This window comes from Streptomyces sp. NPDC059917 (assembly GCF_042730635.1).
Taxonomy (GTDB): Bacteria; Actinomycetota; Actinomycetes; order Streptomycetales; family Streptomycetaceae; genus Streptomyces.
In genome coordinates this window covers 106,794-126,138 of record NZ_JBHWLC010000021.1, presented here as the reverse complement: position 1 = coordinate 126,138, position 19,345 = coordinate 106,794, and the positions used below count along the sequence as shown (strand labels likewise).

Sequence of the window (19,345 nt, the reverse complement as noted above, 5' to 3'; positions counted from 1 at the left end):
GTTCGCACGCGCATCCAACTCCGCATACGACACCTCCACACCCTCGAACACCACAGCAACCGCATCCGGAGTACGCGCCACCTGAGCCTCGAACAGCCCACCCAACGTCCCCGTGGGCAACTCGACCGCCGTGTCATTCCACCCCGACACGACCCGTACGCGCTCAGCCTCATCGAGCACCCCGACCCGGCTCAGCGGCAGGTCAGAACCACCCTCAAGCGCCCCCTCCAGCAGCGAAACCAGGCCCTCCGCCGCCGTCACGACCAACGCCGCAACCGCACGGGGATCCACCGGGGCAACCGCGTCAACGGCCAGGGCGATCCTGGTGCCGTCGTCATCAACGGCGATCGACAGCGGGTAGTTGGTGCGCTCCCGGAAGTACTCCAGCTCGACGCCGTCGAGGATCGTGGTGGTTTCCCGATTGAGTCCGTTGTTGGGGCGGTAGTTGAGCATCGAGGTGAATAGCGGGCTGTCCCCCGACACACCACTGACCTGCTGCGCCAGCGAGAGCGGCGCATGCTCGTGCTCCAGCAGGGCCGCGAGCTGCAGGCGCATCGCGGTCACCGCCTCGACCACACCCAGTTCGTCGACGCGCACCCGGACCGGAAGCGTGTTGATGAACGGGCCGGGCACCCGGTCCGCCCCGGGGCCGGCGTTCATCCGGCCGAACAGGACGGTACCGAAGACCACGTCGTCACGGCCGCTGACCGCGGACAGCACCCGCGCCCACGCCACGTGCATCACCGTCGCCGCAGTGGCGCCCAGTCGGCGGGCGACCTCGCGGACTCGTTCGGACAGTTCCGGCGCGAGACCCATCAGCGCTTCGACGGAGTCCATGCCGTCACCGCGCGCGTCCACGAGTCCGTACGGCGTGGTCGGCTCGTCGACGTCGCCCAGCAGCTCCGCGAAGAACCGCTCGTGCACCCCGCTGTCCAGCCCGGCACGGGCCTGTACGACGAAGTTCCGGAACGGCAGCGGCTCGGGCAGCTCCGCAGCCCGGCCGACGAGGATCGACTCCACTTCACCGAGCAGGATCTCCAGCGCGGTGTGGTCCTCAACGATGTGGTGCAGGCGCAGCAGCGCCAGCCAACGGCCATCGCGCGGCGCCGCCGCGACGTGCAGCCGGGCGAGCGGGGCCCGGCGCAGATCCATGGACAGCCCGACCTCAGCGAGCAACTGCCCTATCGGCTCGGTGCTGTTCGGGTCCAGCTGCACTTCCTCGACGGGGAGGGCGGCCTCGCGCCACACCACCTGGGCCGGCTCGCGCAGGCCCTCCCACACGATGGCCGTACGGAAGATGTCGTGCCTGTTCAGTACCTGCTGGAGTGCGTCGATGAACGCGTCCAGCCGGTCCCGTGAATCGAAGCCCAGCACGGTGGGCGTCACGTAGGCGTCCTCGCCGCCGTCGGCGAGGAGGTGGTGGAAGAGCAGACCCTCCTGGAGCGGCGTCAACGGGTAGATGTCCGCGACGTTCGCGGCGCCACCGTCGACGGTGGCGACGATCCGCGCCACCTCGTCGGCGGTCAGGTCCACCAGCGGCAGCATCTCGGGCGTGATGGTCGTGGCGCCCTCGGGGATCGCGTTCTCGGGGACCGGAACCGGCTCCGCGCCAGTTGCCTCCGCCAGCTCCGCGACCGTAGGCGACTCGAACAGCGTCGGCACCGACACCGACACCCCGTACGAACGCAGCCGCTCGACCATCCGGACCGCGAGGAGGGAGTGACCACCGAGGGCGAAGAAGTTGTCGTCGACGCCGACGTTCTCCAGGCCGAGGACCTCGGCGAAGGCGGCGCAGAGGATCTCCTCACGGACCGTGGAGGGCCCACGACCCGAACCCGTCACGTACTCGGGAGCCGGCAGCGCCTTGCGGTCCAACTTGCCGTTCACCGAGAGCGGCAGCGCTTCCAGCACCACGATCGCGGACGGGACCATGAACTCCGGCAGGTGCCCGGACAGGAACAGCCGCAGCTCCTCCACATCCACATCGCCTGCGGGGACCACATACGCGACCAGGCGCTTGTCCCCCGGTACGTCCTCACGCGCCACGACGGCGGCCTGCGCGACCAGCGGGTGCCCGGCCACGACGGCCTGGACCTCACCCGGCTCGATACGGAAGCCGCGGATCTTCACCTGCTCGTCCGCACGGCCCAGGTACTCGACCTGACCGTTCGCATCCCAACGCGCCAGGTCACCGGTGCGGTACAGCCGCTCACCGACCGCGAACGGGGAGGCAACGAACCGCTCAGCGGTCAGACCGGCACGACCCACATAACCCCGAGCCAGCTGGACACCCGCGAGATACAACTCACCACCGACACCGACCGGAACCGGAGAAAGACCACTGTCCAGGACGTACACCTGCGTGTTCGCGATCGGAGCACCGATCGGAACCACCGCCACGGCACCATCCGCAGGGCACTCCCAAGCCGTGACGTCCACGGACGCCTCCGTCGGCCCGTAGAGGTTGTGCAGCTCCACACCCGTGCCGAACACATCGAAGAACCGAGCCACCGCAGCCGGAGAGAGAGCCTCGCCCGAGCAGATCACCCGACGCAGACCCGAGCACTCAGCAGCAGCCGGATCCCGCAGGAACGCCTCCAACATCGACGGCACGAAGTGCACCGTCGACACACCCTCCTCGCGGATCACAGACGCCACATACGCCGGGTCACGGTGACCCCCAGGACGGGCGACGACCAGCGACGCACCCTCCAGCAGCGGCCAGAAGAACTCCCACACCGACACGTCGAACCCGAACGGCGTCTTCTGCAACACCCGCTCACCCGACACCAGCCCATACCGGGACTGCATCCACCCAAGCCGGTTCACAATGCCCGCGTGGGAGACCACAACACCCTTCGGGCGGCCCGTCGAACCCGACGTGAACAGCACATACGCCGGGTGCTGAGGCAGCACCTCAACCGCCAGCACACCACCGGAAACCCCGGCCAACACCTCAACCGTCGCCGGGTCATCCAACACAACGGCAGCCGCACCCTCGGGCAACGTGTCCGCCAGAGCAACCGACGTCACCACACAGTCCGCACCCGCGTCCGCCAGCATGAACCCCACACGCTCCGACGGAAGATCAGGATCGACCGGCACATACGCACCACCCGCCTTCACCACCGCCAGCAGCGAAGCGACCAGGTCGACACCGCGCTCAAGGCACACCCCGACCACGGACTCGGCGCCCACACCACGAGCGATCAACACCCGGGCCAGACGGTTCGCACGCGCATCCAACTCCGCATACGACACCTCCACACCCTCGAACACCACAGCAACCGCATCCGGAGTCCGCGCCACCTGCGCCTCGAACAACCCACCCAACGTCCCCGTGGGCAACTCAACCGCCGTGTCATTCCACCCCGAGACCACCTGGTGGCGCTCGGCCTCGTCGAGGAGGTCGGCCCGGGCGACGAGTTCGTCGGGCGACGCCGTGCCGAGCCAATTCACCACGTGCAGGAAGCGTCGGAGTACGTCGGAGACCGATGCCGGGTCGTGGACGTCCGGGTTCGCATCGACGTTGATCTGCAGGCCGGACCGGTCGTAGACGTCGATCCGGACGCCGTCGACGGGGCCGGTGGAGAGGTTGCGCGCGGTGGCGGGGGCGTCGCCGAACTGGAGGTCGTAGTCGAACGACATGACGTTGATGTGCAGCCCGCACAGGACGCGGTCGACCATCTTCAGGTCGCGCAGGACTTCCTCGTGGCGGTACCGCTGGTGGCGCAGGCCCTCGCGGACCGCGCGGGAGGTCTGGCGGACGGCGTCCGCGACCGTGGTCCGCGGGTCGATCGTCAGGCGCAGCGGGATGATGTTGGAGGTCATGCCGGGGATTCCGGCTTCCCGGTGTCCGGCGCGGCCGCGCACGGGGACGCCGATCACGACCTCCCGCGAGCCGGTGACCCGGTGTTCGTACAGGGCCGCGGCGGTGATCAGCAGCCCGGCCAGGTTGGTCTTCAGGCGCCGCGCGGCCTTCTTGAGGGCGGCGGCTTCCGGGGTGCCGATGCCGTCGGTGCGTCGGGCCGGGGCGGTCTTGGACCGGCGGGCCCGGTCGGCGTTGCCGGTGAGGGTCTCCTGCGACAGGTCCGAGAGGAGGGCGTTCCAGTACTGGCGGTCCTCTTCGGTCCCGGAGGAGTTCCGGTAGTCGTCGTCGGCGTCGAGCAGTACGGACACCGGCTCCAGGGCGCCGGCTTCGAGGGAGCGGCCTTCCAGGAGCGCGTTGTAGATCTCGGCGCCGCGGGTGGCGAGCACCATTCCGCCCAGGCCGTCCATCACCAGGTGGTGGACGCGGGTGTACCAGAAGTAGAGGTCGTCGCCGAGCTTGATGACCGCGTTGGCGGACAGCGGGGCGTCCACGAGGTCCGCCGGGCGGCGCAGGTCGGCGCGCATCCAGTCCTCGGCGGCCGTGCGCGGGTCGGCGTCGGCGCTCACGTCGACGACGTCGACGGGGTAGTCCCGTTCGTCGTGCACGTACTGCCGGGGCGTTCCGTCGACCAGGCGGACGCGCAGGCGCAGGCTCTCGGCCTCGCGCAGCCTGCGCCGCGCGGCTTCCACCAGCAGTTCGGTATCGGCCGCGCCCCTGATCTCCAGGTATTCGGCGATGTTGAATCCCCGGTTGTCCGGCGCGAGCTGCTGTGCGTACCAGACCGCGAGCTGTCCGGCCATCAGTTCCCGGAGTTCGCCCTCAGACGCAGTCATCCCCGCACACCCCAATCGGTTCGAGTCATCGACTGGATCAGCAGGGCCCGCCGCCTTCAGGGCATGCCGCATTACCGCCCAGCTCTCTGGATCAAAGCTGTGACCTGGTGGTTCACGCTTCTTGGGCGATCTGGGCCGGTACGGCCGGCAGATCACATGGCGCCCGAGCGGCGATCGTCGCCGTGCTCGGGGCAGTTCTCGTCCCGGCGGATGCCCGGGACCGGCCGCTGCCGGTCCCGGGTCCGCCGTACTACCGCTGTCCGCTTCGCTACTGGTACCAACGGTTGTGCCATCGGTACGAGCCGTGTTACGGGTACTACTTGGCCTGCATGGCGTCGATCAGGCTCTTGGGGCGCATGTCGGTCCAGTTCTGCTCGATGTGATCGAGGCACTCCTGGCGTCCGGCCTCCCCGAAAACCTTGTTCCAGCCTTCCGGTACGTCGACGAACACGGGCCAGAGCGAGTGCTGACCCTCATCGTTAACCAGGACCAGGTAGTTGGCATCGGGGTCGTCGAACGGATTCGTCATCACGTTGTCCTCTCTGGGCAATGACATTGACGCATTCTCAGTGGCTATCACCAACGCAATTCCTTTCGGCCGGTACGCACATGGCGAAATGGAGCCGAATCGGTTGGCCGCGGTGGTGATTCACTATGACCCAGGGCGGCGCGGTTGCTCAATGCTCCGGGCCCCGGTTCGGGAGGGACTGCGGGGAAGCCTCCGACCTGCGACTCCTCCCCTGTGAGCGGGGCGACTCGGCGCTGTGGGGCGCACAGTTCAACTGCGCTGTCGCCGCAGTTGAACGCGGGCTCCGGGGTGGCCGTCGCGCCCCGGCCGATGTAGCGACGTCGGTCTTATCGCACGATGTCGACTCCTTGGCAAGGCGTGTGCCCCCGTGAAACCCTCTTGGAGGAATGCCATCCGCTCGGCCCTTGAGAAACACGTACGGGCTTGAAGCCGCATACCTTCATCGACTCTGATGCGTCGTGTATCCATCGCATTCCCGCTCTTGTCATCCATAAGACTTGTGAGGCATCCGCATGCGCAGTGAGACCGCCGATCGGCCACCGGAGATCAATCTGGTGGATCCCACGCTGTATTCGGATGGCGACCCGTTCGCGCAGTGGCGATGGCTCCGCGCCAACGAACCCATGTACTGGCACCCGCCCACGGATCTGCCGGGGTTCTGGGCGCTCACCAGGTACGACGACATCCGCGCGGCGTACCGGGACTCGGAGACCTTCAGCTCGGCGCAGGGGATCCTCCTGCGGCCGGCGGATCACGGGGCCGACCCGGGCGGGGGTCGCACGCTGGCCCTCACCGACGCGCCCCGGCACGGGCAGCTCCGCGGGCTGGTCGACAAGTGGTTCGCGGTCCGGTCGGTGCGCGCCATCGAGGCGGAGATGGGGGACGTCGCGCGCGGTGTGATCGACGAGGCCCTGGAGCGGGGCAGCTGCGATTTCGTGGCGGACATCGCCGCGCGCGTGCCCCTGTACGTGATCTGCAAGATGATGGGTGTTCCGCAGTCCGACTGGGACCGCCTCTACACGCTGACGAGCCAGGCGTTCGGCGCCGGGGACGCGGCCACCCGCAGGTACGCCCACCTCGACATCCTCGGATACTTCGAGGAGCTCCAGGAGGAGAAGGCGGACGATCCGGCCGACGACCTGGTGAGCGTGCTGGCGACGGCGAGCATCGACGGGAAGCCGCTGAGCGCCGAGGACATCATCCTCAACTGCAACAACCTGCTCGTCGGGGGGACCGAGAACACGCGGATCGCCGCGGCCGGCGGCATGTTCGCGCTGCTGGAGCACCCCGAGCAGTGGCAGCGCCTCTCCGAGGACCAGTCGCTGCTGCCGGCGGCCGTCGAGGAGATCCTGCGGTGGACCTCCACCGCCACGCACATCATGCGCACCGCGGTGCGTCCGGCGGAGATCCACGGCCGCCGCGTGGAGGTCGGCGACCGGGTGACCTTCTGGCTGCCCTCGGCCAACCGCGACGAGACGATCTTCGACGCCCCCGACCGGTTCGACATCACCCGCCAGCCGAACCGTCACCTGTCGCTCGGGTACGGCGAGCACTTCTGCCTCGGCAGCATGCTGGCGCGGGTGGAACTGCGGCTGCTGTACCGGGAGTTGCTGAACCGTTCGATCCGTGTCGAACTCGACGGGCAGCCGAAGCTGCTGGACTCGATCGTCGTCAACGGACCGGAGCGCATGCCGGTCAAACTGATCGCGCCGTAGCCGCCGGGTACACGAGCGCCCCGGCTCCCTGTGGGGAGCCGGGGCGGTCGTGGCCGGCGGCGGGATCAGCGGACACCAGGTTCGGTGTTCACCCGGTTCCGGCGCGCTCCTTGTCCTGGCGCATGGTCTCGAACTGCTTCTCCCAGGCGGAGTGCTTGTCCTTGGCGTCCCGGACGAAGGGCGTACTGGCGATGTACTTGAGCGCCAGCCGGTTGAGGATCGCGTACGGGAACTTCAGCGGGCGGACGATGTCCATGAACAGGACCACCCGGTCCTCGTCGGTCTCGTTCCAGGCTTCGTGCGGGAAGGTGTCGTCGAACACCATGCTCCGGCCCTCCTCCCAGTGGGCCGTCTCGCCCCCCACGCGGATGCCGCAGGCGTTCTGCGGGTCGGGGATCTTCAGCGCCAGGTGGTAGCGCAGTACGCCCTTGTAGGGGCCGCGGTGTTCGTGCAGCCGCTTTCCCGGGCCGAGGATCGAGAAGAAGGCCGTGGACAGGCCGTCGACGCTCTTCAGCAGCTCGATCGTGCGCGGGCAGCGCTCACGGTTGGTCTCGAAGTCGATGCCGTACCCGGCGAAGAAGTACGTCTTCCACTGGTCGTCCTGGGTCAGGCTGCGCTGTGCGAGGGAGATGTCCTGGAAGTTGGGCAGCTCCTCCCGGTGCACCAGCAGTTCGTCGAGCTCCCGGCGGATGTCGCGCCAGTTCTCCTCCAGGACCTTGGCCCACGGGAAGGTGTCGTCGGGGAAGAACGGCTTGTCGCCGACGGGCGACGTCGCCGCCATGCGCCGCTCCAGCCAGGTGATCGATTTCCAGATGCGCCTCGTCGCGAACTGACCGACGCGGACCCGCACGTTGGGCACGGTACCTCCATGATTCGATCGTGGTCCCGACGGCGGGGGTCGCTGGAGCTCCCGCTCGCCGCCGGGCTTCGGTGGGACTGTGTGGGGACGTCGAACGCGGCGTCCGGCCGCCCGGCCGGGGCTACCCGCCGGAGGGCTTCGCGCCCGAGCCGGCCGCGTCGCCCGATCCGGTGGAGCCGGTCGACGCCGCGGAGAAGCGGCCGACCTTCTCGATCACGTCGGGGCTGTAGAGGCGCAGCGACTGCTGGAGCGCGAACTCGGCCATGTAGGCGCGGAAGGCGTCGGGCGATTCCTCGGCAAGGTTGAGCATCCGCCGGTTGGCGAGCACCGAGGAGCCCTGGAGGCGTTCGACGGCGTTCTCGACGGCGGCGTCCAGAGCGCCCTGGTCGTGGACCTCGTCGACGAGCAGCCGGGCCTCGGGCTCGCTCGCGAAGATCCGGCGGCCCTCCAGGATGATCTGCCGGGACGTCCGGGGCCCCACGGAGCGGGTCAGCCGGTAGTTGGAAGCGCCCGGAATGATCCCTTCCTGAGCGGCGGGAAGGCTGAGATAGGCGTCCGCGGCCGCGATCACGTGGTCGAAGGCGAGCAGCAGCTGGCAGCCGCCGCCGATCGCGAAGGTGTCCACCACGGCGACCCACGGCTTCTCCACGGTGCGGGACCGCCAGGCGGTGGCGCCGTCGTCCGACAGGACGCCCCTCACCAGTTTGTGGATGTAGCCGAGTTCACGGCGCAGCAGGAAGTCGGTCAGCGAGATGCCGCCGCCGTGCAGCGTCTTCAGGTTGATGCCGGCGCTGAAGACGCGTTTGCCCCGGTAGCGCGGGTGGGTCATCTCCCCGCCGCGCACCAGCCCGACCTCCACGGCGGGGTCCAGGAGGGCGAGGTCGACGGCGGTCTCCATGTCGTCGACCTGCTGGTTGTCCTCCGCGTTCAGCGAGTCCTCGCGGCACAGGGTCAGCCGGGCCACGCCGCCGGTGCGTTCCAGCCTGACGGAGGGCAGCTCGACCCTGCCCGTCTCCCGGAACTCCGGGAGCAGGGCGAGGGCGCGCGGTGTCGGGCGCAGCATCGCGTCGAGCAGGTGCGGGCCGGCCGTAGACGAGCCCAGGACGTGCCGGAAGAAGATGCCCTGGTCGACTTCGCGGCCCTCCTTGTGGGCCTGCGGCAGTGCGCGCTCCGCGGTGAGCTGCTCGTCGGTCGGCACCAGTCCGGGGAAGGCCGCTGCCGCGGCCCGGGCCAGCTCGGCCACCCGCAGGCGGCGGGTACGGCCCTGCGTCAGCTCGTCGTAGACGGCGTCCGTGTGCACGTCCAGGAACGCGGAGCGCAGCGCCCAGGTGGCGTTGAGCGCCGCCAGGGCGGTCCCGCGCTGCTCCGGGGAGCGGTGTTCCGGGGCGGGCAGCGCTGCCAGCAGGTCGTCGGTGCGTTTCGCCGCGTGGGCGACCGCCGTCCGGGCCCGGCCGAGATCCGCGCGCACGGCGCGCTGGTCCTCCTGCGGCCCGGACGTCGTGTCCGCGGCCGTCATGCCGCCGCCGCGGAGGCGGCCCGTCGCAGGGTGCGGTCGCAGGCCGCCAGGTGGACCCCGAGCGCCTCCTCGAAGCCGGTGGTGGTGGCGTCGAGCATCAGCTGGCGTCGGATCGCCAGTTCGCTGCCCTGGACGGCGCCCGTCCGTTCGGCGGTCCGCGTCAGGGAGTCGGCCACGTCTTCCGTCACCTCGTCGACCAGGTGCATGCTGAGTGCGTCGGCGGCCTCGATGGGGGTGCCGAAGAGCACTGCCCGGCGGATCGCGGCGGCGAACACCCCGTGGTTGGCGAGTCGGTAGACGGCCATGCCCGGCCAGGTGGCGCCGTTGTCGACGGACACCGTCAGGCGCACCGAGTCGGTGGCGATGCGGTAGTCGGTCGCCAGGAGCGCGTCCAGCGCGATCCCGCCGCAGTCGCCCTCGGCGATCGCGATGGTGGGGCGGGGCAGGCGCTCCAGGCGCCGCAGCGCCCGTTCCCACTTGCTGACCAGCGACACCGTGAGCTCTTCGGTCCACGGCTCGGTCGGGGCGCCGGAGACCTGGACGATCACCGGGGCCCGGCCCGCGCGGTCCTCGGCCCTGTCGCAGACGGCGGTCACGGCCGCGACCGCTTCGGCCGACAGGGGTTTGCCGCCGTCGATCCGGAGGACCAGGTCCTGCGCCGCGAGCTGCGCTTCGATCCCTTGGGAGGAGTTCATGACATCCTTCATCTGCTCGTTGCTCACCATTGCACCAGCGCTGTCTCGATGGTCGAGCCAGGGCCCATGGTCATCAGGACGCCGTAGTCGCCGGCCTTGGTGGCCGCTTCCTGAAGCAGTCGTTCGTAGGAGAACAGGAACGATCCGCTCGACAGGTTCCCGTAGTCGCGCAGCACCCCTGTGGTGTGGCGGACGTCGTGCCGGGTCAGGCCGAGGTTCACGCGGACCGCGTCGATGACCTTCTTGCCGCCGGAGTGCACCAGCCACTGGCTGATGTCGCTGCGGCGCAGTCCTGCGTTGTTCAGCAGCCGGTCGACCACCTGTTCCGCGTGGGCGCCGACGACGTAGGGGACCTGCGGGTCCAGGTAGAAGCTGAACTTCCCCTGGTCGTCGTCCCAGTCGTAGCGCATCGCGTCGATGGCGTCGGTGATCAGATGGCTGGCGAAGCCCAGGATCCGCGGTCCACCGGGCGATGCCGGTACGTCGGCCGCGGCGTGGGCGGTGTCCGGGGAGTCGGCGATCAGTACGATCGCCGCGGCGCCGTCGCCGAACAGGCTGTTCACGACGGCGGTGCGCATGCTCCCGTCGATCACGTAGGCGGCCGAGCACGCTTCCGCGCAGAGCATGACGGCGACCTTGCCGGGGTTGGCCACGGCCCAACTGGACGTGGCGTTCAGCGCGTTCAGACCGGCGTTGCACCCCATGCCGACGACGTCCACCCGGCTGGTCTTCGCCGGGATGCCCATCTCGCGGATGAGGTGGGCGCTCAGGCCCGGGGTGAGGAAGCCGGTGGTGGTGGTGCAGCACAGGTAGTCGATGTCATCGATGTCGAGACCGACGTTCTCCAGGGCGGCGCGCACCGCCCGGACGCCCATGTCGAGGGCGACCTGCTTGTGCTTGGCGAGGAGTTCGCCCTGGGCCTCGGTGAGGAGGGTGCCGTCCTCGGCCCGCGGGGGCAGGGTGAGGAAACGGCGCTCGATCGCGCTGTTCAGGAACACCGACCGGACCCGGGGGTCCGTGATCGCGCAGATGTCGAGGAGTTCCCGCTGGCTGTAGGAGGTTTCGGAGACGGCGGTGGCGACGCTCGTGATCCGGGCGGCGCCGAGGGTCTTGCTCGGGTCCGGCTCCGGGATGTCGAAGACGCGGACGCCGGGAGGGGTCAGGCTGATGGTCATCGGAACTTCCATCCCCACATACGAGGTTTGCTGCGGACAGGGGGCTGTGCTGCCAACACGTCGATCGCTTTCCGTCGGACGGTGGGTGAGGGTTGGATGGGGGGTCGGCTCGCGGTGCGGGGCGCGGCTCAGCGCGCCCGCCGGGACTCCTCGCGGATGAAGCGCGCGAGCCGGGCGACTCCTTCGACGATCTCTTCGTTGCTCAGGTAGCTGACGGACAGGCGGAGACTGCGGTCGCCGCCCTCTCCGGGATAGAAATAGGACATGGGCGTCCAGATGACTCCGTACTCCTGCGCCGAACGCACCAGCGCGGCGTTGTCCGCACGGAACGGAACGTCGACGCTCAGGAAGAACCCGCCGCTCGGTTCGTTCCAGCGCACACCGACGGCCTCCCTCTCGGAGGCGGCGAAGGCCGAGTCCAACTCCCGGAGGACCGCCCGCATGGCGCTGCCGTAGTAGGCGGCCGTCTCGGTGTTGAGGTCCGAGGTCCGCCCGTCGGCGGCGAGCAGCATGCCCGCGACCGCTGCCTGGCCCAGCGGGGAGGTGTTCACCGTGATCATGCTCTTGATCTTGGTGATCTCGTCGGCCAGCAGGCCGGTGTTCCCCTCCTGGTCCACGACGGGCTGGTCGGCGACGGCGAACCCGACCCGGGCGCCCGGGAAGAGGGTCTTGGAGTAGGAGCCCAGGTGGACGACGCGCTGTGCCCGGTCGAGGGACTTGAGGGTCGGCTGCTGGCTACCGGGGCTCACGAGGCGGTAGGGGCTGTCCTCCAGGATGAGGATGTCCTCCCGGGCCGCCAGGTCCAGCAGGGCGTGGCGCTCGTCGAGCGACATGGTGTTGCCGGAGGGATTGGCGTGGTCGGGGACCACGTAGAACGCGCGGGGCCGGCGGCCGCGTGCGCGTTCCGCCGCGAGCACCGTTTCGAGGTCGGCGCAGTGGAACCCGTCGGAGCGTTCCTGGACGGGGGCCGGTTCGAAGCCGAGCACGCGGGCGGCGCCGGTGATCCCGACGTAGCAGGGGCTGGAGACCAGGAGCACGTCCTCGGGCGCCGAGAGGACCGCGCGCAGGGTGAGGAACATCGCCTCCTGACAGCCCACCGTGACCACGATGGCCTCGGGTGCCACGTCGATGTCCTCGTCCTTGCGCAGCGAGTCGGCGATCAGCTCGCGGATCCGGCCGCTGGTCGGTCCGTACTGGAAGAGCGCGTCGCGGAGGTCGGCGGGCGAAGCGCCGTTCTCCTCGAGGTGGCTCAGATATCGGCGGATGTGCGAGAAGATCTGCTCGGTGTCGAAGAATCCGTCGTAGGGACGGCCCGGCGCGAACGAGACCGCCTCGGGATACCGGTGGGTGATCCCGTTGAGGAAATTCATGGTGTCGAGCACCGGATCGGAGACGCTGGCGTGCAGCTCCTCCTTCTTCAGCCGGGTCGCGGCCATGGGAGTGCCTCCCGGGAGGTGGACTACCGGTCCGGTCGTCCACCTCGGTCGTGGGGAATGGGTGTGGTGCGGCGAATGCGCGGGTCGACTACCAGCGCCATTCCTGCTGGCGGTAAAGGTGACCGGCCTTGATGTTCCGGTCCTTGCACCAGGTCATGAATTCTTCGATCTGCTTGATCTGGTACGTGTCCTCGGTGTAAGTCGTCGCCATCACGTGACCGAGCCAGGGCTCCTCACCCATCGCGTACACGTACGCCTCGTGCGCACCGAGTTCCGTCATGATCGCCGCGGCCTGCTCCGCGTTCGACCCCGACAGCTTCCGCGAATTGCTCAGCTTCTTCGACACCGGGATCGTCAGCAGCGCCTGGTACAACCACGTCAGCGGCGCACCATCGCACTCCATTCCCAGGAACGCGATGTCAGCCGTCCCCAGATGACCCTTGATCCGCCGGTACAACATCGGATCGATACCCGAGGAATCCGCCCCGACGAACACCTTCTTGTCCGCGAGCTCCACCCAGAAAGTGGACTTCGCCCGAATGTCCAGATCGCAGTGCTCGCCGAGGAACGGCGTCGCCGTGACCTTCCCGCCCGGGAACTCCACCTCGTCGAAATCATCGACCTCGACCACCGGGAAACCCTGCTGCCGCAACATCAGCGCCATCGACGGGTCCGACAGGTTCCCGCGCGAAGAACGCGGCACCACGATCGCACCGACCCGACCGCGCAACTGCAGCAACGTCTCCAGCACGATGTGGTCCTGATGCCCGTGCGTGATCAGCACCAGATCGATGAAATCGGGAAGATCGTCCAACGTGTACCGGTCACCGGCGGAACTGTCCGCACTGATGAACGGGTCCGTCACGATCGCCGCCTCCGGCGTCTGCATCACCAGGCACGCGTGCCCGAAGTACCGGATCCGCCCACCCCCCTCGATGTGCCGGTCCGGCGCACCACTGGGACGATCCGTGAGCAGCCCCGCCAACTGCACGGCCTGCACATCGTCCAGCTCCAGCGCCTCCCGCAGATGCGACAGCGTCGCCGGACTCACCCGCGCCTTGAACAACTCCTCCAGACCCGCGTGACGGAACGGCACCGCCAACTCCAGCACGTCCGGCGACGGCAGCCGCGGCGTACTCAAAATGAACGGACGCTCATACCCCGGCTCCAACGACAACTGCACCGACTGCCGCGCCTCGGCATACACACTGCTCTTGTAGACCAGCGGCTCCATGAACCGCATCTGCGCCTGGTTGTCCGTGTCGTACGCCAGCTCCACCAAACCGTGCAGCTCCGCCGGCATCTTCGGATACAACGGCGTCAGATCGAAGCCCGTCGCGTTCGCCCGCAGGATCTCCTGACCCGCCGCGATCGCCTCCGCGAACCGCAACATGTCCGCCCGGTCCCGCTTGATCCCCTCCAGAAGATCACGCACCTCATCGGCACGCTCCTCCGGAATGTTGATGAAATACCCACCCCGCAGCTCAGGATTGTTGCTCGCCGCGACATGCACCTTCGGAGACTGCAGATACGACTCCAACATCGGCACCTGCAAGAACGCCAGGTTCATCGACGCCTGCACCGGCGCCAACGTATGCGGCCACGCGAAGAACCGGTCGACCAACGGCTCCACAATGGCCTTCGAACGCAGAAACAAAGGCTCCTCAGCCATCTGCTCCCCACCTCTCTTCGAGATCCAACGTCACAAATCGCTCCGGGAGTGCGAATGCCAACTCACCGCTGGCGGAACGCTGGACCACGGAGACGACAAAGGAAGTGCAGAGGCTGGACGGTCTCGCACACCTCACTCCACAGCGCACCCAGTGCGCTCGGTCAGCACTATGGCGCGGGTTGCCGCATTCGATCAATAGTGGCCGGGAGCCGGTGAACTGAACACCCTGGCGGGACTTCTTTCGGCCGGGCGGCGCTCAACTGCGGCAGCGCATCGGTTGAACACGCGAGGGACTGCCGGTATGCGCTCACTTCACGTAGAAATCAGTCGGAAAGCCGGACGGCTCTCGCCGCTCCATCCAGAAATGAGGTATCGCCCCGGTGACCGACACAGAAGAGTCCGGCGTGCGCTACGAGAAGAAGGGCCACATCGCCTACGTCACGCTCGATCGGCCCGCGGTGCTCAACGCGATGAATCTGCGCATGCACGAGGAACTGGCCCGGGTCTGGGACGACGTCGAGGCGGACGACGACATACGGGTCGCCGTGCTGACCGGCGCCGGCGACCGGTCCTTCTCCGTCGGACAGGACCTGCGCGAACGCTCCCGTCTCGACGGGCAGGGCGTCCCTCCGTCGACCTTCGGCAGCCGCGGTCAGCCGGGGTGGCCGCGGCTGACCGAGCGGTTCGACCTGTCCAAACCGGTCCTCGCCCGGGTGGACGGCTACGCCCTCGGCGGGGGCTTCGAACTCGCCCTCGCCTGCGACCTCGTCATCGCCTCCGACCGGTCGGTCTTCGCCCTGCCCGAGGCGACCCTGGGGCTGGTGCCCGGCGCCGGAGGGGCCTTCCGGCTCGCACGGCAGGTGCCTCTGAAGGTCGCCATGGGCTATCTGCTGACCGGCCGCCGGATGAGCGCGGACGCGGCGCTGCGCCTGGGGCTGGTCAACGAGGTCGTGCCCCCCGAGGAGTTGGACGACGCGGTCACCGCGTGGACCGACGCCCTGCTCCGCAGCGCTCCCCTGGCCGTGCGCGCCATCAAGGAGGCCGTGATGCGCTCGGTCGACATGCCCCTGGAGGAGGCGTTCGTGACCCCCTTCCCCCAGGAGCAGCGGCGCAGGCACAGCGCGGACGCCGTCGAGGGCCCGCGCGCCTTCGCGGAGGGGCGTGAACCCGTGTGGCAGGGGCGCTGACGGCTGGCACCCGCCACCGCACGCACTGACGGGCCGGCGGGACGGGCCGCGCGCCCCGGCCCTCCCGAGGACGTGCACGGCGTGTGTACGATCTTCGGGGCCACACCGGCGAGCGCCTGCCCGCCTCCCCCGGGTTCGGGCCGGGGTCGGTCGTTCACACCGACCTGCACGGGTCCTGCTCGGAGCGCGGGACGGTCTCAGGACCTGGTCAACTCGGCCGCTCCGAAGGAGACGTCGAAGCGATCGCACCAGATGGTGACGCTGGAGTAGTCGGCGAGGTTCACGTCCGCCGGAACCGGGTAGTTCTGGTCGCCCTTGTTTCCCTTGAGCTTGCCGAGGTTCACGTACTTCCCGTCGTCGAACACCCGCCAGCCGTCCACGCCCTTCTTCACGGGCGCATCGGTGAGCCAGACCCGCAGTTCGGGACCGTTGCTGGTGTCGAGGTTCTCCAGCCGAAGGGTCCGGGAGCCGTCGGGGAGCAGGATCACCTTCGCCGTGCCGGTGGTGTCGTGCTCGTGGCTGATCAGGTCACCCCGGGCGAGGGTCCGCGGCACCGACGACGGGGAGGGCGGGTGCGTGGACGTCCGCGCCGGTGGGGCGCCTTCGGGCATGGCGGCCGGGGCCGTCGGCAACGCTTCGCTGACCCGGTCGTCCTGCCAGATCTTCCACGGCTGGAACCAATACAGCCCCGCCCCCAGCACCACGGTCGCCGCGATCAGCGCCCCGACGACCAACCGTCGCCGCCTCGTCCCGTCCTTCACCACTGTCGCTTCTCCTCGATCATCGCCTCGTCCCATTCAAGGGCATGCGCGGCGCCCCGGCGGCCCGGCCGGGATGACGGATTCCTTACGGGGCGCTCGGGCCGCCGCCGCTCGGCGTGCGGGCGACGTGCGCGGGGTACGGGGGCGTGCCACGCTGGACGCAGTGCCCGGTCCGCGTCGACCGGGTGCGTCGCGCCGGAGTCCGCCGAGACGAACGGGGCATGCCGTGGTGCGAAGACTGGGCGCGCCGTCCCTGCGGGGCCGTGCGGGAGCCGGATGCGCCGCCCTGCTGCTGGTCGCACTGGCCTCGGGTCCGGTGGCGGCCGACGACGGCGACGGCGGCGCCCCCCTCGACCCGCGGATCACGGAGATCATGCGCAAGCCGGAGTACCGCAACGCGCAGTGGGGCCTGCTCCAGAGCGACCCCGCCACCGGGCGGGTGGTCCGCAGCGCCTTCCCCCAGCAGTTCTTCATCCCCGGGTCCACCGCCAAGTTGTTCAGCGTGTCCGGGCCCTGGCGGACCCTCGGCTCCGACCACCGCTTCGAGACCCCGTTGTACGCGGTCGGCGAGCGGCGCGGCGGGACCCTGGACGGTGACCTCGACCTGGTGGCCCAGGGCGACCTCACCATGGGCGGGCGGACCGCCGCGGACGGCACGGTCGCCTTCACCTCGCTGGACCACACCTACGCCGACGACGTCCCCGGCGCCACGCTCACCCCGCAGGACCCGCTGGCGGGGATCGACATGATCGCCGCGCAGGTGCGCCGGGCGGGCATCACCCGCGTGAGCGGCGACGTGATCGTGGACGACCGGCTCTTCGCCGCCGATCCGGTGCTGGTGCCCACCCCCACGCCGCTGATCATCAACGACAACCTCATCGACCTGACCGCCGCTCCGGGGGAACGCGCCGGTGCTCCCGCGCGGCTCGACTGGCGGCCGAAGGTGGCCCCGTACCGGGTCACCTCGACGGTGCGGACGGTGGCCGCCGGGAAGCAGTCGGCCGTCACCGTGACGACCTCCGACAACGGCACCCGCATCCGGCTGTCCGGCACCGTCGCGCTGGGCGCGGCCCCGGTGCTGCGGGTGTCCCCCGTCACCGACCCGGCGGCCTTCGGCCGGACCGCGCTGATCGAGGCCCTCGCACGGGCCGGGGTCCGGGTGGACGCGACGCCGACGGGCCCCAACCCGGTCGCCGCCCTGCCCGCCGACTACGCGGGTCGGGCGCGCGTGGCGGTGTACACCTCACCGCCGTACGCGGACTACGCCAAGCTCATCCTCAAGGTCAGTCACAACCTGGGCGCGAACCTGGGGATGTGTCTGCTGGCGGTCACGACGGGCAGCCACGCCTGCGCCGACGGGTTCCCCGTACTGGCCCGTTTCCTGGACGCGGCGGGGGTCGACCGGGGGCAGATCCAGCTCCTGGACGGTCGGGGCGGCAATCCCGTCGACCGGTCCACGCCGCGGGCCGTGGTGCAGATGCTGACGTACTGGACGCGCACGCCCGAGGCGCGGCTCTTCCGGGAGGCGCTGCCCGTCCTCGGCGTCGACGGCCTGCTGGCCGACAACTGCCGCGACTGCCCCGCGCGCGGCAAGGTTTTCGCCAAGACGGGCGCCGCCGTCGGGTTCGACGCGCTCAACAACCGGCTGGGCGTCGGCGCGATCACGATCGCGGGGTACCTGGACCGGGGCGGCGGCCGCTTCGAGGTGTTCTACGCCGGTGTCACCGGCGCCTCGACGCCGACGACCGACCCGAGCGGCATCCTGTCCATCGCCAACGACCTCGCCCTCGTCGCCGCCTATCTCCAGGAGGGGTGACGTACCCCGGGGCATGGTCCTTTGGGTAGAGGTCGCCGCTCCTCGTCCGGCTACAGATGTACGGACACATCGCCTCGGAGGGGGACTCCACCGGCCGGCCCGTCTCCTACCTTCTTGATCAATGCGGAGTTCACCGCTCCACGGGGTGCACCGTTCCCTGGAGTTCACTGCTCCGCTTCGGCGATCGAGAAGCGAGACGACCATGTACGGCAAGGCATTCGCGCCCGAATACCAGGGCTCCTTAGGGGAGCTCTCCGTCAACACCTCGCTGGAGGAGGTGCTGGAGAAGGCGTTGGAGGAGCGCCGGCGGGCCGACGAGGGCGGGGGCGGCGCCGCGTCGGCGCACGCCGGGCTCGCCGTGGCCGAGGCCAGCAGGCGCCTGGGCCGGGTCGAGGAGGCCGAGCGGGCGTGGAAGGACAGCTACCGGGCGGCCCGCGGAGCCGGTGACCAGGGCGCGATGGCCTGGGCCGTGTGGAGCGGCGGCACCCTGGCCCGCCAGCGCGGCGCGCTCCCGCTGGCCCGGCGCCGGCTCGCGCTCGCCGCCGAACTCGCCGAGCGCGGCGGGGACGTCGTGGCCCGCGGCTACTCGCTGGCCGGACTCGCCGAGACGGGTCGCATCCAGGGCGACTACCCGGCCGTCGCCGCGCTCCACGAGAAGCTGCTGGCCGAGGCGCGCCGCCGGGGTGAGGCACGACACACGGTGTGGGCGCTGGAGGGCATCGCGCAGATGCACCGGGGCACCGGCTCCTTCGACACCGCGCTGGCCCTGTTCGAGGAGGCGGCCGAGATCGCGGGGGCGGCGGGCGACGACCGGGGCCGGGCCTGGGCGCTGCGCGGGATAGCCGACGTCCGCTCCGCGCGGGGCGAGACCGACTCCGCCCTGGCCCTGCTGTCCGAGGCGGAGCGGATCTGCCGGGAGATCCAGCTGGTGAGCGCGCTGGCCTACAACCTGAAGATGCGGGGCAACGTCCTCTACCGCGCCGGGCGCTATCCCGAGGCCGAGGAGTGCTACGCCGAGGCGCTGCGGGAGTTCCGCGCGATGGACGAACCGCGGGGGAAGGCCCTGTCCGGGCTGGGTCTGACCAAGGCGCGGGCCCGGCAGGGGCGTGCGCCGGAGCGGACCGCGGCCGACCTCGACGAGCTGGAGGTCGCCCTGGTCGGCATCGGGCTCCAGCACGCCCGTGCCATGATCGAGCGGGCGCGTGCGGAGCTGGGCATCGCCTCCGGGGGGCCGGGAACGAGCGCCGCCGACACCGCCCCGGTCCGCTGAACCCGAGCCC

Annotated in this window: 13 protein-coding genes; 4 read left to right on the top strand and 9 right to left on the bottom strand. The window is 69.8% G+C overall.

The features are described from left to right. On the bottom strand, positions 1–4,704 hold a 4,704-nt coding region (locus ACFWAR_RS15380), incomplete at its 3' end, for an amino acid adenylation domain-containing protein (protein ID WP_385777123.1). A 316-nt stretch (positions 4,705–5,020) separates the two neighbouring features. Then, positions 5,021–5,233: an MbtH family protein gene (locus ACFWAR_RS15375; RefSeq protein WP_352218218.1), complete on the bottom strand. Its 213-nt coding sequence runs from the start codon at positions 5,231–5,233 to the stop codon at positions 5,021–5,023. A 512-nt stretch (positions 5,234–5,745) separates the two neighbouring features. Between ACFWAR_RS15375 and ACFWAR_RS15370 the strand changes: the two genes are divergently transcribed. Continuing rightward, positions 5,746–6,948: a cytochrome P450 gene (locus ACFWAR_RS15370; RefSeq protein WP_385777120.1), complete on the top strand. Its 1,203-nt coding sequence runs from the start codon at positions 5,746–5,748 to the stop codon at positions 6,946–6,948. Positions 6,949–7,036: 88 nt separating this feature from the next. Here ACFWAR_RS15370 and ACFWAR_RS15365 read toward each other — a convergent pair whose 3' ends face one another. From ACFWAR_RS15365 to ACFWAR_RS15340, 6 genes are all read right to left on the bottom strand, one after another. Beyond that, positions 7,037–7,807, bottom strand: a complete 771-nt coding sequence (locus ACFWAR_RS15365; RefSeq protein WP_385777118.1) for an aspartyl/asparaginyl beta-hydroxylase domain-containing protein — start codon at positions 7,805–7,807, stop codon at positions 7,037–7,039. 121 nt (positions 7,808–7,928) lie between these two features. Beyond that, entirely contained in the window at positions 7,929–9,323 is a 1,395-nt protein-coding gene (gene dpgC, locus ACFWAR_RS15360) for a (3,5-dihydroxyphenyl)acetyl-CoA 1,2-dioxygenase DpgC (RefSeq protein WP_385777116.1), read from the bottom strand. After that, positions 9,320–10,018: an enoyl-CoA-hydratase DpgB gene (dpgB, locus tag ACFWAR_RS15355; protein ID WP_385777114.1), complete on the bottom strand. Its 699-nt coding sequence runs from the start codon at positions 10,016–10,018 to the stop codon at positions 9,320–9,322. The genes dpgC and dpgB overlap by 4 nt, the downstream gene beginning before the upstream one ends. Positions 10,019–10,041: 23 nt before the next feature. Continuing rightward, positions 10,042–11,193 (bottom strand): 3,5-dihydroxyphenylacetyl-CoA synthase DpgA, encoded by a 1,152-nt coding sequence (dpgA, locus tag ACFWAR_RS15350; protein WP_385777112.1) that lies wholly within the window; start codon positions 11,191–11,193, stop codon positions 10,042–10,044. A 128-nt stretch (positions 11,194–11,321) separates the two neighbouring features. After that, a complete protein-coding gene (locus ACFWAR_RS15345; RefSeq protein WP_385777110.1) occupies positions 11,322–12,629 on the bottom strand; it encodes a PLP-dependent aminotransferase family protein in 1,308 nt (435 codons plus the stop codon). Between the two features lie 88 nt (positions 12,630–12,717). Beyond that, on the bottom strand, positions 12,718–14,301 hold the full coding sequence (locus tag ACFWAR_RS15340; protein ID WP_385777108.1) for an MBL fold metallo-hydrolase: 1,584 nt from the start codon (positions 14,299–14,301) through the stop codon (positions 12,718–12,720). Between the two features lie 380 nt (positions 14,302–14,681). Between ACFWAR_RS15340 and dpgD the strand changes: the two genes are divergently transcribed. Beyond that, positions 14,682–15,488: an enoyl-CoA-hydratase DpgD gene (gene dpgD / locus ACFWAR_RS15335; protein ID WP_385777106.1), complete on the top strand. Its 807-nt coding sequence runs from the start codon at positions 14,682–14,684 to the stop codon at positions 15,486–15,488. Between the two features lie 197 nt (positions 15,489–15,685). Here dpgD and ACFWAR_RS15330 read toward each other — a convergent pair whose 3' ends face one another. Next, positions 15,686–16,249, bottom strand: a complete 564-nt coding sequence (locus tag ACFWAR_RS15330) for a DM13 domain-containing protein (protein ID WP_385777104.1) — start codon at positions 16,247–16,249, stop codon at positions 15,686–15,688. Positions 16,250–16,475: 226 nt separating this feature from the next. Here ACFWAR_RS15330 and dacB point away from each other — a divergent pair, with 226 nt between their 5' ends. Continuing rightward, positions 16,476–18,065: a D-alanyl-D-alanine carboxypeptidase/D-alanyl-D-alanine-endopeptidase gene (gene dacB, locus ACFWAR_RS15325; RefSeq protein WP_385777102.1), complete on the top strand. Its 1,590-nt coding sequence runs from the start codon at positions 16,476–16,478 to the stop codon at positions 18,063–18,065. Between the two features lie 202 nt (positions 18,066–18,267). Continuing rightward, positions 18,268–19,335, top strand: a complete 1,068-nt coding sequence (locus tag ACFWAR_RS15320) for a tetratricopeptide repeat protein (RefSeq protein WP_385777100.1) — start codon at positions 18,268–18,270, stop codon at positions 19,333–19,335. The last annotated feature ends 10 nt before the right edge of the window (positions 19,336–19,345 follow it).

What these genes read in the sequence shown, in the direction of transcription:
- ACFWAR_RS15345 (WP_385777110.1), bottom strand. Translation starts at nt 12,629, where the DNA reads ATGGCCGCGACCCGGCTGAAGAAGGAGGAGCTGCACGCCAGCGTCTCC.
- dpgB (WP_385777114.1), bottom strand. Translation starts at nt 10,018, where the DNA reads ATGAACTCCTCCCAAGGGATCGAAGCGCAGCTCGCGGCGCAGGACCTG.
- dpgA (WP_385777112.1), bottom strand. Translation starts at nt 11,193, where the DNA reads ATGACCATCAGCCTGACCCCTCCCGGCGTCCGCGTCTTCGACATCCCG.
- ACFWAR_RS15340 (WP_385777108.1), bottom strand. Translation starts at nt 14,301, where the DNA reads ATGGCTGAGGAGCCTTTGTTTCTGCGTTCGAAGGCCATTGTGGAGCCG.
- ACFWAR_RS15320 (WP_385777100.1), top strand. Translation starts at nt 18,268, where the DNA reads ATGTACGGCAAGGCATTCGCGCCCGAATACCAGGGCTCCTTAGGGGAG.
- dpgC (WP_385777116.1), bottom strand. Translation starts at nt 9,323, where the DNA reads ATGACGGCCGCGGACACGACGTCCGGGCCGCAGGAGGACCAGCGCGCC.
- ACFWAR_RS15375 (WP_352218218.1), bottom strand. Translation starts at nt 5,233, where the DNA reads ATGACGAATCCGTTCGACGACCCCGATGCCAACTACCTGGTCCTGGTT.
- ACFWAR_RS15370 (WP_385777120.1), top strand. Translation starts at nt 5,746, where the DNA reads ATGCGCAGTGAGACCGCCGATCGGCCACCGGAGATCAATCTGGTGGAT.